Genomic DNA, 15,797 nt, shown 5'->3' on the forward strand with positions numbered 1-15,797 from the left:
CATCAACCAGCCCAAACGATTACATCAATAACTCAACAACCGGGAAGTAATCAATGATGCAACAGCATTGAGGTAAGGGAATTCACTATCCTTGTCGAATCCCAAAACCGAAACCTGTGATGATGAAATCTACCTACCTGCTGATTTTAGTAATTTCTGTTACCTTAATTTCTTGTAAAGAAGACCTTCCTTCTTCTAAGATTTCAGGAGTACTTATAGACAAATACAGCAAAGATCCAGTAGCCAATGCCACGATTCTGGTTTTAGAAAATGGACCTAGCATTACTTCAGAATCTGATGGTTCTTTTAGTTTTGACAATTCGTCATTGATAGACATAGAAGAAATGGATATCAACGGATCATTATTCGCTGCTGTACGGATACAGCATGAAGATTATCGCCCTATTGAAGTCAACATCCAGCTTAATTCGAAATCCGAAATAGGATTAACAGACAAAGAGCTTCCTACCTATTACTACAATCAACCTGTCCAGCTAAATGATGACATTCCAACAGGACCATTGTCAGAATCATCGTTGGATCGTCAGACCATACAGCTACTTATGGAAAACATCGTGCAGGATGAATACAAAGAACTTCATAGCATCCTTGTTTATAAAGATGATGCATTGGTTTTGGAAGATTACTTTTTTGGAAACAACGACACGATTGACTTTGAGAACAATGTCATTGTAGATAAGCAGCCCACACCTATCCAGTGGGATCGAACAACACCTCATTACATCGCATCTGTCAACAAAGCTCTCACATCCACCCTTACAGGAATCGCATTAGACCAACAAAACCTATCCACTTCATCCACTATCAAGGATTATTTGCCAGAATATGCTTCCTACTTCGCAGATGAAAACAAGGCAAGCGTGACCTTTGAAAGCTGTCTAACCATGACTACAGGATTTCAATGGGATGAATGGTCTTCTAATGACCTGGCTTTACTATGGAAATCTGAAGATTTTGGAGATTTTGTACTATCCAGAGATAACATGGGCATTGGAACCGAATGGAGATACAATAGTGCTATTCCTAACCTATTACTCAAGTCCATAGAAAACGTGACTGGAGAAAATGTTCGTGATTGGGCACAGGAAAATTTCTATGACAAGCTTGGCATTACGAACTTCAAATGGCAATCACAGCCGGATGGAACACCAGAAGGGTCTGCAAGAATCTATCTTACTCCGAGAGATATGCTTAAGGTTGGCATTACCTATCTCAGCGAAGGCAAATGGAAAGGCGAACAAGTAATTCCTGCAGACTATGTAGCTGAGTGCTTTGAAATAAAAGAAAACACAACGTCAGGAGATTACAGTTACTATTTCTGGATAAGAGAGCTCAATGGCGTTAAATATCTCTCCGCTGAAGGAGATGGAGGCAACTATATCAACATTTTCCCTGAACAAAACATGGTCATCGTGATCACCCAGGGATTATACCTAAAATGGCCAAGCTATGTCACTCAAGCTAACGACATCATGGGTAACTACATCCTTCCTGCTATTGAATAGACTTGTTTTAAGCTCTCAAGAATAACTTGCCATATCCATTCGAGCAATCCTTGTATTTTTGTTGCAATCAACAATAGCTGAATTGCTCGCACTCAATAGGAAGAACTTTTACACATTCAACACATTAGCACTTGCGCTAATTACCTGCTTATTGTGGTTCAAAAGCTCAGCACCTAATTTCATTTTTTGGCCCGGCGCATACATGCTATCCATTTGGCTAATGAGTGGTTTGATATTTCAATTACGATCCTCAACTAGCCAAATAAGTAAGACACTTGCACATGGATTCATTTTCACTATTGGACATTGGATTCTTAGCAGCTTACTCTTGATTTTGCTAGAGCGCTTCTTCAGAATAGAAGAGCATTATCCGCTGACTGGGTTACCAATGCTCATCCGCGAGAATTGGACAACCCTTCTGGATGGAATTTTGTGGTTTGCACTGTATCAAATGGCATTTCACCTGCTGGAACTAAAGGCAAAGGCGCATTCCCTTGATGAGCGTATTCATGATCTTGAGAAAGAACTTCATCAATCAGATCTTGTCAATTTGCGAAAAGAAATCAACCCACATTTTCTTTTCAATGCCATGAACGGCATTGCTATGAAGGTGCGTTTAAAAGAAAACAAGACGGCCGTTGCGATGATTGCAGCTCTGAACAATTTATTGAGGTTAAGTCTGAGCAAATCACAAGAGCAATTGATTACTATTCAGCAAGAGTTGGAATTGCTCGACAACTATCTACTCATTGAAAGACATAGATTTGGAGATCAGGTTCAGGTAACTATTGATTTTCCTGAGGATATTCACACTCATAAAATACCTGAACTCATCCTTCAACCATTGGTTGAAAATGCATTTAAACATGGCTTAACCCAAAATCAGGAACTTCAGTATATTCGGGTATCCGGAAGAGTTGTTGATCAAGAAATCATTTTATCGGTATTCAATACAAAGTCTAAGAGTGTCAATTTCAATTTTGCCCGAAGTGGAGTAGGACTTCCAAACATTGTCCATAGACTGAGAAGAATTTATCAGACCAACTTCAAGTTTCACAGTTTTAATGAAGAGCATGGCATAGCCTTTACCATTACAATTCCCAAACAATGAAGATCAAGTGCCTTATAGTAGACGATGAAAAATCTGCAAGAGATGGACTGCACCTTTTGTGCTCTGAAAATGCTCAATTAGATGTCGTTGGAATGTGTAAAAATGGAGTTGAAGCCATTGATGAAATCAATGCACTCAAGCCTCAACTAGTCCTTCTGGATGTGCAGATGCCAGGTGTTAACGGGTTTGAGGTAATTGCCAGTATTCCCGAACCCAAACCCAAAATCATCTTTATTACAGCACATGATCAATTTGCCATCAAAGCATTTGAAGTCAATGCCATTGATTACCTGCTCAAACCATTTAGTGATGAGCGTTTTGAACAGGCCATTCACAAGGCCATTCAGCAGATCAATCTAAATCAACAGCAAACTTTAGATGGACTGATCAACCGAAACTTAACAGCCTCCGATAACGGATTAAAAATCAACGAAGAAGATCGGTTAGTACTTAAAGTAGACGGATCAATTAAAATCATCAGCAAATCTGAAATTCGCTTCATTGAAGCATATGATTATTACATCAAAATCTATGTAAAGGATCGGTATTTCATGATTCGAGAAAGTCTAAAGAATATGGAGACCTCACTTGGTCACTTGAAAGATTTCATGCGAATTCACAAGTCATACATCGTCAATAAACACTATGTATCCCAGCTTGTGAGAACTTCTCCCACAGAACATGACCTTATTCTCACCACCAACGATCAAATCAAAGTAAGCCGCAGTAAAATCAACGAAGTAAAAGACTGGTTATCAGCGTAATTATCCATTGACTGCAAAATCCATACAATTCACTGCACAACTAGTATATTAGTAATTGAAGCTACGTTATTTTGATCATTAGATCTAAACTCAAACTACATGTTCAAAAATCACATCCGATTTGCTGTAAGGCTTTTTCTGAAGGAACGTATCTACTCAATTCTAAATATCATGGGATTGGCATTAGGAATCACCATAGGCATGATCCTGTTGCTATTTCTTCAAAGCGAATTGACCTATGATCAGCACTATTCCAAATACGATCAAATTTATCGATTCACCAACCACCTTACAGCTCCTGGTGCAGATTTCAATACAGCTCGATCTTCGCGAAAAATTGGATCCATCCTAAAAGATGAGCTTCCTGAAGTCATAGAATATGTTCGATTTGCTGGTGTAGGCACACCACTCATTACGGTAGATGAAGATCCAGATACCAAATTCTATGAAAAGAGAGTTTGGCAAACGGATGCTAATTTCTTTAAAGTATTTGATCATGCGTTTATCTCTGGCAACCCTGAAACGTGTCTTGACGGACCGGGCAAAATTGTCCTCACCGAATCTATTGCTAAAAAGTATTTTGGAAATGAACCTGCCATCGGCAAAAGACTGACATTGGGTGATGGTGACGTAGAACACCGTCAGGTCACTGCGGTTATTTCTGATTTACCTGACAATACACATTTCAAATATGAGATTTTACTCTCTCACATTCCACCTATCGACTGGGGCAGTGATGACCCGGAAAGAATTTCTGAAATCTACTGGAATCCAGGATCCTACACTTATTTACTGTTACCAAAAGACTATAACACTGATGATTTTTACGCCAAGTTTCCAAATGTCTATGATAAAACCTATGCACTATTTGGTAAACGAATCAATGGCAATGTAGACCCTGGCCTTCAACGCATTGATGATATTCACTTCAATTCAGATCGTGGTGGAGATGAACCAACTGGCAACATTAATTACGTCTACACTTTTGCCGCTGTGGGCTTGTTCATCATACTGTTAGCTTGCATCAATTACATGAATATGGCCACCGCCCGATCTGTGACCAGAACCGGCGAAATGGGAATTAGAAAAGTGCTTGGTTATAGTAGAGCTGCTTTGTTTAGAAGCGTAATGATAGAAGCACTCATGATGGCTTTTGTCGCTTTCTTGTTAGCAACAGCCATCACCTTTATCATTCTGGAGGTCACACCATTTAATGACCTGATGAACAAAAACTTAGAGCTAAATTTCCTATCCAATCCATCATTACTATTAGGTTCTATTTTGATCACGTTGTTCATTGGAATCATTTCAGGAATTTACCCAGCCTTATACATTCCGTCCGTTCCTGTAGTTACTGCGTTGAAAGGCACGTTTACTGGAGACAAAGCAGGCAGTTTACTTCGGCAGGGATTAATCACTTTGCAGTTTGTTATCAGTTTGTTTGTTATCATCTGTACCGTGTTGATGGACAAGCAAATATCCTTTGTGCAAAACAAAGACCTTGGCTTTGAGAAGGATCAACTCTTGCTCATAGAAGAAAGTAGAAAAAGCACAGATAGCCGTGAGGCACTAAAAACAGAGCTTTTAAAAAATTCAAACATTCTCAAAGTAACAAACAGCTATGGTACTCCGGGAATGGGTAATGAAGGCTCTGTGATGATGGTTGAAACCGACTCTGGGTTCGTACAGCAGCACATGAACATGTACTATGTGGGCAAGGAATACATGGAAACCATGGGAATTGAGATCATTGCTGGTCGTGGGTTCAATGATGATTCTCAGTATGACATTGATAACGTATTCTTGATTAATGAAGCAGGAGCTAAACAACTTGGTTGGGGCGAGAATGCTGTTGGTAAGAAAACGAAATACTTCCACAGTGAAAATGAACGAACCATTGTAGGCATCTTCAAAGATTTCCACTACCAATCGCTACACAACAAGGTAGAACCCTTGCTCATTGCCAGGCATAGCTCGGCTCATGGACATCTATATGTGAAACTTGGCGCAAAGGATCTAAACGAAACCATCAACTTTATTCAAGACAAATGGAGGGAATTTGATGCTAAGAGCCCAATGGAATATAAATTTCTCGATGAAGAGTTTGCGAGACAATATGAGGCTGATTTGACGCAAAAAAGACTCATATCAATGCTCTCTTACATCTGTATTTTCATTTCTCTGCTAGGATTAATTGGACTATCAGCATTCACAGCAAGCAGAAAAGCCAAAGAAATCAGTATCAGAAAAGTGTTGGGTGCATCTGTTCCAAGAATCATTCTTCTTTTCTCTAGAAGTTATGTCAAGCTGATCATCATCGCATTCATTATTGCAGTTCCACTAGCTGATTACATTATCGTGGAGTGGTTAGCCAACTTTGCCTATCAAATGGATATCAACTGGCTGTATTTCATCATACCAGGGCTTATTGTCCTAGCTCTCGGGTTACTGACCGTATCTGCTCAAAGCTTACGATCAGCCAAAGCCAATCCAGTAGATGGGCTCCGAAGAGAATAAATTAAGGAACTAATTTTTGCCCTTTCCAGTCTTCAGATCTGGAGAAACGAATTCTTAAATGCTCCAGCTTATTGAGTTGGAGCATTTCTATTTCCTGTGGAATTATTCGAATCACTGAGAAGTTTTCAAACCCTATGGACTCATCCCATTCATAAGCATCTCCCCAGTCTTGAATTGAAGTTCCTGGGGATTTAACAGATGAATAGGCTTTGATTGCTTCACCATGAATAATGTTCCAATAAGGTTCTTTATCTACAGAATTTAGAAATTCAGCTTTGCCATTCATTCTAACTTGTACACGCTCCTCCTGATGATAAAACAGAGCAGAACAATTCGAATTTTTAATCAGATCATTCACTTTTTGTGTTCGATTGTCCGAAAAAACGTACAGATTCAGATCATCATCCATATCCCTCAACACTACATAACGCTGATTGATCAAATCGCCGTTGGAACTGCCTAAAACCAAGAACCTAAATGGATGATGACTATCGGTAATCGCTTCACCAAGTTGCTTCCAAAGTGTTAGCCATATTTGCTTTTCGGTACTATCAGTTCTTATCGGCATACACAATTAATGAAGTAAAGAAGAAATTGTTTAAACACATCCTAGTGCACAAAAAAAGCGCTACCCCAAAAGAGTAGCGCTTTGTTGCTTACATAACAAAACAGTTTCATTAACTAGTTAAAGGTGATCTGCTCAACATCCTCGAATGGGAAATACATTATTTCACCACCTTTTTTCACTAGTACTCCTTGATTTTTATCTGATACATCCTGTGAATCTCCAAGTAAAAACTTGTCTCCATTATTCAAAGTCACAGTACAGTTATCATAGTTTCTTGGAGTTATATTTCTTATATTTTTGAAAGGAATGATCATCTCCACATCATCCAGCATTCCTTGTAACACTTCAAATTGATAGGCCTCATCCAGGTCATATATCAGTTCGCCACTAAATTCATCTCCATTTCTAAGTTCTACCGTTCCAGTAATTCTTGGTTGTTTTGAAAAAGAAGAATAAGCTGGTCCTGAGTCAGGAGCATCCAAAAAAGTCACCTTTTCAAACTCATCCCATGGAACATCCACTCTACCAATGCCGTCTACTGCAATTATTATGCCACGATTCTCATCGTTCACATCATTACTTCCACGTAGCTCCAATTCCCTTCCTGAATTAAGAATTACTACACTTCTGCTACTTCCGTATCGTTCAATTGATTTGATTTTTCCAAATGAGATGGACACATCTCCATCTTCTGTATCACCATCGAGTTTGTCCGTGGACACACGCTCATCATGATCCCACTGCACAAATCCTGTAAATACTCCCTCTGAAGTCTCAACCTTACCATACAGTGGTTCACCAAATTTCTCAGTCAATCTGGATGGAGTTTCTTTAAATTCTATTAGTTCTATTCGATCCCAATCAATTTCTATGGTTCCCAATTCAGAATCAACTACTTTAATATCTGTATTGATGTCGTTGTATCCATTACCATCAAGATCATATGTAAGACCACTCTGCATGGTTACTTCAGCTCCTTGTCTACGGGTTGGTCTTATGGTTTTAATTTCACCAAATTGGCAAGCAAACTGATGCACAAACTCATTATCGTCATCGTCCCAGGTCCAGCTTACGTTTACCCATCCGTTATTTCTTCCAATAAATGTTCTTCTGCGATCCTCTAGTTCTTCTATTTCATCTCTTGAAAGGAAATCCAGATTTTCATTTTCATCTTTAGAAGCGTTGAACATATCTGTCCAGTAAGCCTCCTCTTTACCCCATCTTAGCGCACCTTCAAAAGTTTTTCCATCAATAGTAGTCACTCTTCCATACATAAATCCTTGATCCTGGCTGAAAGCCTGGTGGCTAGTCCAAAAAGCCACCAGGAGAGTTGAGTAGGTAAGTAGTTTTTGCATTTCCTTTTATTTTGGTTTGTCTTTAGGTTTTTGATGATACTAAAGTGCACCTTTGTTTAAAGGAATAAAACCATATTCTGACGAGTCGGGAACTCTCCTAACCGAATCGGGATATGCCAGACCGAATCGGAAACAGTCTATTTCAAAAACTCAAAACTCTAACTATGATAAAGACTTTTCAGCTTATCAAAGACACTCGACAAAACGTATTGAAACTATTAAGTGAAGGAAATACGGAGAGACTATTCAATATACCAGAACCATTCAATAATCACATTTTCTGGAATGCAGCTCACTTGATGGCGACACATCAACTGTTGTTATACACATTCTCCAATTCAAAAGAGCGCCTGAATCAGGAGTTCATTAAAAAATATACAAAAGGCACTACCCCTGATCAAAAGTTCTATGAGGAAGATTTAGAATTTGTCATCACTCATTTGATCCCTTCGTTTGAAGAATCCATTACTGATTTCCAAGATGGATATTTTGGTGAATACAAGCCTCTTCAAACAAGCTTCGGGTCAACAATAAATTCCGTTGAAGAGGCTTTTCAGTACATCGTCCTGCATGAAGCCATGCACTTTGGCCAAATGAAAATGATTGAGAAGCTATTGATCTAACCAACCTTTAAAGTCAGGCGTTTTCTCAGCGCTAATCACAATTTCCAAATCAGAAGCTGGCTCTAATTCCAGCTTTAATCGACCCTTGAAATAAGGATGAATCTCACTGATGGATCCGAAACTTACGATAAACTGTCTATTAGCACGCATAAACACATCTGGATCTAACTGTTCCTCCAAAACTTCCAATGTCTGATCCAGTGGAAATTTCTTTCCTTCCTTAGTCACCAGATAAGTAAGTTTATTCTGGCTATAGAAATAGGCAACTTTCTCAATAGAAACCGCTACTATTTTTACTCCAGATTTAATAAGGAAACGAGACTTGAAAGACTTTTTCTGATTCTGTATCAGGTCGTATAGACTACCAAAATCCGCAGGAAACTTGTTATTCGCTTTTCGCTCTTTGAACTTGTCAATGGAAGCAATTAGCTTATCCTTCAGTATTGGTTTTAGCAAATAATCAATACTATTCACTTCAAAAGCCTTAATAGCATACTGATCATAAGCAGTGGTAAAAATAACTGGTGTATCAATTTCAAGTGAACGGAATAAGTCAAAACTCAATCCATCCAACAAGCGAATATCACTGATGATCAGATCAGGACTTTCATTATCTTCAAACCATTTTTTGCCTTCATCAATTGATTTCAGCACGCCTACAATAGTAACTTCCTGCTCAATATCTTTGAGCATAGAAACTAGTCTGTCAGATGCAAGCTGCTCATCTTCCAAGATTAGTAAATCCATAACAATCCTCTTTAAATCTCTTCTATTTCAATCAAGGGCAATGAGGCTCTAAACACCTCTCCCACTCGATTGATCAATACCTCTTCGTCTGTATAATACTTATACCGAGCCTGAATATTCTTTATCCCTGTTCCAGACTTGGTTTTCAAGTCTTCAGGTTTTTCATTCACATTATTTTCTATAAAAAGTCTCGCATTCTTGCGATAAATCCGAATTACCAAAGGCTTCTCTGCCGTAATATTATTGTGCTTTACGGCATTCTCTATCAACATCTGGAGTGTCAATGGAGGCATCATGTACATCATGGATTCATCCTCATCCACCTCTATTCTAAACTGTATAAAATCTTGAAACCTCGTTCTGATCAAATAGATATAGGTCTCGATGAAACTCATCTCTTCTTCAAGTGTAATTAAGTCCTCTGCTTTAGTCAGCAGCATTGTTCTGTACACTTGAGCAAATCTTCCAAGAAACTCTTGCGATTGATCCTTATCCTTATCTATTAATGCTGCCAGGATATTGAGATTATTGAATAGAAAATGTGGATCCAGATGACTCTTCAGTGTTTCCAACTGTGAGCTCATGCTTTCCTTCTGGAAGCGTTCCATTTCTATTTCTGAGCGCTGCCAGTGATTGAGGAAGTGTAAACTGAAATAAATGGAGAAAACAGGAATGATCACAATGGCCCCATAGACATTAGCAACAACTAATTGCTCAACTGTCGGTAAAAAATCAGTAGCCAAAGTCTTGACGACAAAGTATGCAGCATTGATTACTCCAATAGAAAAAAAGATCCCCAAAACCAGGTGAAGAAAAAATCTACGTCTTCCAAACCGAGTCCATGGGAAGTAATGATCGAGTGTTTTTGTGATGAACCAATTCCCCAGGTAGAGCAGTATTCCTACTAAAGAAACCGTAGCTAGCGTGTAATAGACAATGATTTCAGGTTGAAAACACCATAACAAAACAGCAATCGTTCCGATCAGAACGATTGCTGCAATTAATTTTTTTGACTTAAATATTGAATTCACCAGTTTGTTTAATCAAATATGATTTCGGCAATGTCCTCCCACTTCACATATCGCCCCCTATCATCCCTAGACTCAAAAATAAGAAGTCCATCGTTATGATTATCTACATCTCGTGCATCTCCTAAAAGTAACATTTCACCACTTCTTAACTCTACTTGACTATACGCGTAATTTCTAGGAATGATTCTTTTTACGTGACGAAGGGTAACTTCATATTCTACATCATCATCTTTAGCATCTAACGTCTCTATTTCCCACTCTTCATCCAAGTCATAGATGATTTTCCCTTTGATTTCTTCATTTCTCAAGGTCACCACCTTACCAAATAGACCTTTTGGTGTAGCATATGATGTGTAAGAATTTCCACTAGTAGTAGGTGTTTCAAAGGTTACTTGCTCAAAGTATTTCCATGGAATATCCACTCTACCCATTCCAGGGACATCAACAATGATTCCTCTATTTTCGGAGTTAACATCATTAGATCCTACCAGATATAGTTTGCGACCACTTTTCAGTTCCACATCAGACCCATTTCGATACCTGGAGATGCTCTTAATTTGATTAAATGCAAAGGACACATCTGCTCCATCTTCAGTATCACCATCCAATTTATCATCTCCCACACGCTCATCGTGATCCCACTGCACATAGCCTACAAAAGTTCCTTTTCTCAATGTTTCTACTTTTCCATAAATGGGAGCTGCTTCTTTTACATTCAGAGATTTAGGAGTGGCCATGAAGTCTACTCGCTCTATCCGATCCCAATCAATCCCGAGCTTACCAAGTTCATCATCATATACTTGAATCTCAGCACCTACATCATTATAGCCTTGTCCACTTAAATGATAGGTCAACCCATTCTTTAGTGTCAAATCCACATAGCCACGTTTTACATTCTCTATAGATTTGATATCACCAAATTGACAAGTGAATTGATGACGAGAAGAGATATTATCTGACCAAATGCTGCTAAAGTCCCAATTGAAATTTTCCCAATCGAAGCCTTTACTACTAGATCGCTGACGATACTCTGCATGCTTGCTCTCTCCAGTCTTAGCTGCATTGAAGTAATTATGCCAAAAGGCTTCTTCGTTGCCCCATCGCAATCTACCTTGATAGACTTTACGATCCACTGTAGTTACTTTGCCATACATATACCCCTGTGCATTCTGGGCCTTTAGCTCTTGAAGCACAATCAGAAAAGCAATCACATTGCCTACCACTAGTAATATAATCCTCTTATTCTTCATCATCCAACGATATACATGGTTACCTGACTTCATAAACCCAAATCTGGGAAAATGGATGCTTAAATATAAGAGAAGCTACCCTCACCCGGTAATATACCTCACCGAAACAGGAAGGAGTCTTACCGAAACGGACAGACAAAACCATACCTTTGTAGCGTATTAGATCTAGAATATTACTAATTGCCCTATGAATTCGCACACAATCCTATCAGATGACCAGTTTGAGTTATACTTTTCAAAATGCGAATTAGCACCTGAATTGTTTAGTCATGAAGCACATATTCGTCTGGCATGGATCCACATCACCAGATATGGAATTGATCAGGCAGTCACCAATATTCAGTCTCAACTAAAAGCCTATACGAAGTACGTTGGAGCAGCGGATAAATACAATGTAACAGTAACTGTTGCTGCATGTCGCGCAGTTTATCATTTCATGTTGAAAACTGATTCTAACTCTTTTACGGAGTTCATAAACAAAAATGAACGGCTGCTCACTCATTTCAAACAATTGATGGAAGCGCATTATACGACCAACATATTTGAATCAATCCGAGCCAAAGAAGCTTATTTGGAGCCTGAGCTCCTCCCGTTTGACTGATTTTCCAAAAATCTAATCCTTCACACCAAAAATCTAAGGTCATTTCCCAATCATCTAATTAAAAGGAAAGAGACTAAGTCGTCAATATACTTTTGAATCATACAAAAGCAACAAGGCGATGAAACAGCAACTTTTATTAATCGATGACAACCCTATGATGGGTGGTTTTCTTACACACCTTTTTGGAAAAGACCATGATGTAATGTGGTGCACTACAGCTGAAGAAGCTTTGGGTTGGCTACAGAAAAGAAATCTACCAGACTTAATCATTTGTGATTATGAACTGACAGGAATTAGCGGTTTAGAATTCTTAAAGCACATCAAGAAAACAGGGTTTTTCAAAGATATTCCAGTAATGATGCTATCAGGAAAAACCAACAGCGAAAACAGAATTAAATGTTTGGAAGCTGGTGCTGAAGACTTCATTATGAAACCTTTCAATCCCACCGAACTAGGAATAAAAGTGGGCAACCTCCTCACTAAATCAAATGAGATAGCAAAAAAAGCTTACTAATCCATAGAACGCAATTAGAATGAAAGAGATCATCCTTATCAACCAAAGACACCTCAAAAAACCATTTGCAGAACATGGTTTCAAAGTAACAATGATTGATTCTTTTGAAGAAGTGGTATTGGATATCCATAAAAGAAAGCACTTCAACAAATCACAGGCTACTTCCATTCTATGCGAAATGGACACAAGTAACGGATACAAAAATTTGATCAGCTATATCAATTCACAGAAAGTAAATCTTCCAGTCATTGTTATTACGAATCAACATAACCTGTCATTGAAGAAAGAAGCCTTTGAAGCAGGCGCTGCAGATTACTTCTATTATGGTCTTAACCTGGATGACTTGATCTATAGAATTGAAAATCTACATCATCTGAATGATGAAAAACAGAAACCAGCTTACCAAATCAATTATCGTATGCCAATTGGCAAAAGGTTGTTTGACATCTTTGTATCTGGTCTTTTACTCATTCTTTTGAGTCCATTGTTTCTAGTTATTGGATTAATGATCAAATTAACCTCTAGAGGCCCTGTATTTTACAGTTCACCTCGGGTAGGGACAGGATACAAGACATTCCCATTTTACAAGTTTAGATCCATGCGAGTGAATGCAGATCACATGTTAAAAGACATGCAACATCTGAATCACTATGCTAACACAGATCAAACTAAACCATCCAAACCAAAGGTAACTAACGAGCAACCGATGCTCTTTAGTGATGAAGGGTTTATCGACGAGACAGAGTTCCAACACTTGAAACAACAAGAAGAAGAACAAGCTTTTGTAAAACTTCAAAACGACCCTAGAATCACCAAAATCGGACATTTTATAAGAAAAACAAGTATTGACGAATTGCCTCAGTTAGTCAATGTTTTACTCGGACACATGTCCATAGTGGGCAACAGACCACTTCCGCTTTATGAGGCAGAGAAACTTACTTCAGATATGTGGGCTCTACGTTTTATGGCACCAGCAGGCATCACCGGCCTGTGGCAAGTCACAGAACGTGGTAAAGCCAGCACTTCTACAGATAGCCGCAAACTTCTTGACATCACCTATGCGCAGAACTATTCTATGTGGATGGATTTAAAAATCCTTCTAAAAACTCCCCTAGCCGCAATTCAACAAGAAAAAGTTTAAAAAAGATGAAGAAGAATTTACTAGCTTTTGCAATTTTGGTAACCGTATTAAGTAGTTGTGTTACCAGTACAGAAAACGTTGATCAAGTAGTTGATGACAACTTGATAAGTAATGATCTAAACACCACAAATTTCGCTCAAACCAGCATAAACCTTGAGTTGAAAGCTCAAAGTAATGAGCCTTTATCTGGAGTGATGGTCAAGTTATGGGCTGGATCTCCGGTAGCTGGAGGTACAATTATATTTAAGTCCTTAACAGATACGGATGGAAAGATCACTTCAGACTATAATTTACCTGCACATTTAGAAAATGTTGTTCTAGAAATCAGTCAAATTGGAATGCCAAATTATCTGGTCATCCCAGTAGATCAATTGGATCACGTGCTAGTCAAAGGGACTGATCATGAATTTAAAGAACTTGAGACTATTTCTACTCCCGGGCAGAGCTTTCCACAAGATGGAGTAGAAACAGGTAGTTATAATGCCAGGATAGCTGCCGCTCCAATTACTTACCTATCAACCTACAATACAGATGGCGTACCTGATCTCATGGAGCCACAAGATGTAGTATCAAGCGAGCTGTTATCATTTATTAACGCTTCATTACCTGAAGGTGCTCCAGTACCTGTGGCACACCCATCATATTTAGCAGAGAGTGCAGAAAGCAACCTGATCATAGAGGCACAAGCCGATGTTTGGATGACTTTTATACATGAAGGTGCAGGTTATAGAAACGTATTAGCATATTACACTTACCCAACTGGAAATCCTCCTGCCACCGCAGATGATATTGATTCGTTGATTGTGGCTTTTCCAAATGCATCATTCTTATATTCTGGTGGTGGATTACAAACAGGCGACAAGGTTCATTTAGGTACGTTTGAAGCAGGAACTACCATGGGTTTTGCATTGCTTGCTAACGGATGGAATGGATCAGAATCAACAACTGGACTACATGTGGTTTACTCCAACAATCACTTAAACCCAGAATCAACAGTTGAAAAGAGATACCACTCAGTTCTTCTCTATGATGATGTTAATGAACTATTTGTTGTAGGATTAGAAGATCTAAACAGAGATGGCAGTAGTGACGATGACTTCAATGATGCAGTATTCTATTTGACAGCTAATCCAATTGAAGCTATCAACAGAACGAATGTTAATCCAATTGATAAACCTGTGGATGCTGATAATGATGGAGTAAATGACACGTATGACGAATACCCAGATGATCCAAGATACGCCTACATGTATAGCTATCCGGGTGAAGGATCTTATGGCACATTTGCATTTGAGGATCAATGGCCAAATAAGGGAGACTATGACTTCAATGACCTGGTAGCAGATTACCAATACCGTCAAATAGCCAATGCAAGCAATCAAATGGTCAAGTTGGAAGCAGAATACGTGATCAAAGCCGTGGGTGCCGGATTTAAAAATGGATTTGGTGTGCAGTTGGATATTGCTCCATCTTCCATCAGCCAGGTATCAGGAAACTATATAAGCTCAGATCTATTTACCCTAAACGGGAACGGTACAGAGTCAGGGCAATCCAAAGCAGTAATACCTGTAACTGATGATGCTCATGCAGGATTTGAAGGCCGTGGATTCATCAACACCGACGAATCCCTAGCATACCAGGATCCTGACACTATTGTAGTATCAGTTGACTTCACTAGCGGAATCACCTTAAGTGGTGCAGGAGTAGCTCCTTTCAATCCGTTCCTGGTGATCAACAATACCAGAGGTCGAGAGCTGCACATGCCGGGTTATGCACCTACAGACTTAGTAAATACGGACTATTTCGGTACAGTAAATGATGCAACTGACTTAGGGGCCGGCGTTTACTACAAGACTCAAGTAGGCCTACCTTGGGGAATGAATTTACCTGTGAGTTTTGACTACCCGAAAGAAAAAACGGATGTAAGAGCTGGCTACAACAACTTCAACCAATGGGCACAAAGTGGTGGGTTTAGTTTTATGGACTGGTATATTGAAAAAACTGGATACCGTAACCCAGATAGAATTTATAAGAAACAATAACCAAAAG

14 protein-coding genes are annotated in these 15,797 nt (G+C 38.9%); 9 read left to right on the plus strand and 5 right to left on the minus strand.

The window, feature by feature from the left end; translation table 11 throughout:
- Positions 1 to 119 precede the first annotated feature (119 nt).
- The 4 genes from NXS00_RS05870 (at position 120) to NXS00_RS05885 (ending at position 5,918) form a co-directional block, all read left to right on the plus strand.
- Positions 120 to 1,526, plus strand: coding sequence for a serine hydrolase (locus NXS00_RS05870; protein WP_258098188.1), 1,407 nt, complete (start codon positions 120 to 122; stop codon positions 1,524 to 1,526).
- A gap of 220 nt (positions 1,527 to 1,746) precedes the next feature.
- On the plus strand, positions 1,747 to 2,637 hold the full coding sequence (locus tag NXS00_RS05875; RefSeq protein WP_258098190.1) for a sensor histidine kinase: 891 nt from the start codon (positions 1,747 to 1,749) through the stop codon (positions 2,635 to 2,637).
- Positions 2,634 to 3,401 (plus strand): LytR/AlgR family response regulator transcription factor, encoded by a 768-nt coding sequence (locus NXS00_RS05880; RefSeq protein WP_258098191.1) that lies wholly within the window; start codon positions 2,634 to 2,636, stop codon positions 3,399 to 3,401. The genes NXS00_RS05875 and NXS00_RS05880 overlap by 4 nt, the downstream gene beginning before the upstream one ends.
- Positions 3,402 to 3,500: 99 nt before the next feature.
- Positions 3,501 to 5,918, plus strand: coding sequence for an ABC transporter permease (locus NXS00_RS05885; RefSeq protein WP_258098192.1), 2,418 nt, complete (start codon positions 3,501 to 3,503; stop codon positions 5,916 to 5,918).
- A 1-nt stretch (position 5,919) separates the two neighbouring features.
- Here the strand turns inward: NXS00_RS05885 and NXS00_RS05890 are convergent, their stop codons facing one another.
- The gene (locus tag NXS00_RS05890) at positions 5,920 to 6,486 is read right to left on the minus strand and encodes a pyridoxamine 5'-phosphate oxidase family protein (protein ID WP_258098193.1); all 567 of its coding nucleotides are present in this window, start codon (positions 6,484 to 6,486) and stop codon (positions 5,920 to 5,922) included.
- A gap of 113 nt (positions 6,487 to 6,599) precedes the next feature.
- Positions 6,600 to 7,841, minus strand: coding sequence for a hypothetical protein (locus tag NXS00_RS05895; protein WP_258098194.1), 1,242 nt, complete (start codon positions 7,839 to 7,841; stop codon positions 6,600 to 6,602).
- A 164-nt stretch (positions 7,842 to 8,005) separates the two neighbouring features.
- Here NXS00_RS05895 and NXS00_RS05900 point away from each other — a divergent pair, with 164 nt between their 5' ends.
- A complete protein-coding gene (locus NXS00_RS05900) occupies positions 8,006 to 8,464 on the plus strand; it encodes a DinB family protein (protein ID WP_258098195.1) in 459 nt (152 codons plus the stop codon).
- Here the strand turns inward: NXS00_RS05900 and NXS00_RS05905 are convergent.
- The 3 genes from NXS00_RS05905 to NXS00_RS05915 are packed head-to-tail and all read right to left on the minus strand — an operon-like array spanning position 8,453 to position 11,525.
- The gene (locus NXS00_RS05905) at positions 8,453 to 9,211 is read right to left on the minus strand and encodes a LytR/AlgR family response regulator transcription factor (protein WP_258098196.1); all 759 of its coding nucleotides are present in this window, start codon (positions 9,209 to 9,211) and stop codon (positions 8,453 to 8,455) included. The two genes, NXS00_RS05900 and NXS00_RS05905, sit on opposite strands and share 12 nt — an antisense overlap.
- An 11-nt stretch (positions 9,212 to 9,222) precedes the next feature.
- On the minus strand, positions 9,223 to 10,242 hold the full coding sequence (locus NXS00_RS05910) for a sensor histidine kinase (RefSeq protein WP_258098197.1): 1,020 nt from the start codon (positions 10,240 to 10,242) through the stop codon (positions 9,223 to 9,225).
- Positions 10,243 to 10,250: 8 nt separating this feature from the next.
- On the minus strand, positions 10,251 to 11,525 hold the full coding sequence (locus tag NXS00_RS05915; protein ID WP_258098199.1) for a hypothetical protein: 1,275 nt from the start codon (positions 11,523 to 11,525) through the stop codon (positions 10,251 to 10,253).
- Between the two features lie 154 nt (positions 11,526 to 11,679).
- Here NXS00_RS05915 and NXS00_RS05920 point away from each other — a divergent pair, with 154 nt between their 5' ends.
- From NXS00_RS05920 to NXS00_RS05935, 4 genes are all read left to right on the plus strand, one after another.
- Positions 11,680 to 12,093 carry a hypothetical protein gene (locus NXS00_RS05920; protein WP_258098200.1) on the plus strand — a complete coding sequence of 138 codons (414 nt, stop codon included), beginning with the start codon at positions 11,680 to 11,682 and terminating at the stop codon, positions 12,091 to 12,093.
- 118 nt (positions 12,094 to 12,211) lie between these two features.
- Positions 12,212 to 12,607: a response regulator transcription factor gene (locus tag NXS00_RS05925; RefSeq protein WP_258098201.1), complete on the plus strand. Its 396-nt coding sequence runs from the start codon at positions 12,212 to 12,214 to the stop codon at positions 12,605 to 12,607.
- A 19-nt stretch (positions 12,608 to 12,626) separates the two neighbouring features.
- Positions 12,627 to 13,748 carry a sugar transferase gene (locus NXS00_RS05930; RefSeq protein WP_258098202.1) on the plus strand — a complete coding sequence of 374 codons (1,122 nt, stop codon included), beginning with the start codon at positions 12,627 to 12,629 and terminating at the stop codon, positions 13,746 to 13,748.
- A 5-nt stretch (positions 13,749 to 13,753) separates the two neighbouring features.
- Entirely contained in the window at positions 13,754 to 15,790 is a 2,037-nt protein-coding gene (locus tag NXS00_RS05935) for an LruC domain-containing protein (protein ID WP_258098203.1), read from the plus strand.
- Positions 15,791 to 15,797 lie beyond the last annotated feature (7 nt).

The organism is Marinoscillum pacificum (assembly GCF_024714495.1).
Classification (GTDB): Bacteria; Bacteroidota; Bacteroidia; order Cytophagales; family Cyclobacteriaceae; genus Marinoscillum; species Marinoscillum pacificum.

Coding starts and splice junctions, on each gene's coding strand:
- NXS00_RS05885 (WP_258098192.1), top strand. CDS start 3,501: ATGTTCAAAAATCACATCCGATTTGCTGTAAGGCTTTTTCTGAAGGAA.
- NXS00_RS05875 (WP_258098190.1), top strand. CDS start 1,747: ATGAGTGGTTTGATATTTCAATTACGATCCTCAACTAGCCAAATAAGT.
- NXS00_RS05920 (WP_258098200.1), top strand. CDS start 11,680: ATGAATTCGCACACAATCCTATCAGATGACCAGTTTGAGTTATACTTT.
- NXS00_RS05890 (WP_258098193.1), bottom strand. CDS start 6,486: ATGCCGATAAGAACTGATAGTACCGAAAAGCAAATATGGCTAACACTT.
- NXS00_RS05935 (WP_258098203.1), top strand. CDS start 13,754: ATGAAGAAGAATTTACTAGCTTTTGCAATTTTGGTAACCGTATTAAGT.
- NXS00_RS05905 (WP_258098196.1), bottom strand. CDS start 9,211: ATGGATTTACTAATCTTGGAAGATGAGCAGCTTGCATCTGACAGACTA.
- NXS00_RS05870 (WP_258098188.1), top strand. CDS start 120: ATGATGAAATCTACCTACCTGCTGATTTTAGTAATTTCTGTTACCTTA.
- NXS00_RS05880 (WP_258098191.1), top strand. CDS start 2,634: ATGAAGATCAAGTGCCTTATAGTAGACGATGAAAAATCTGCAAGAGAT.
- NXS00_RS05915 (WP_258098199.1), bottom strand. CDS start 11,525: ATGAAGTCAGGTAACCATGTATATCGTTGGATGATGAAGAATAAGAGG.
- NXS00_RS05895 (WP_258098194.1), bottom strand. CDS start 7,841: ATGCAAAAACTACTTACCTACTCAACTCTCCTGGTGGCTTTTTGGACT.
- NXS00_RS05900 (WP_258098195.1), top strand. CDS start 8,006: ATGATAAAGACTTTTCAGCTTATCAAAGACACTCGACAAAACGTATTG.
- NXS00_RS05930 (WP_258098202.1), top strand. CDS start 12,627: ATGAAAGAGATCATCCTTATCAACCAAAGACACCTCAAAAAACCATTT.
- NXS00_RS05925 (WP_258098201.1), top strand. CDS start 12,212: ATGAAACAGCAACTTTTATTAATCGATGACAACCCTATGATGGGTGGT.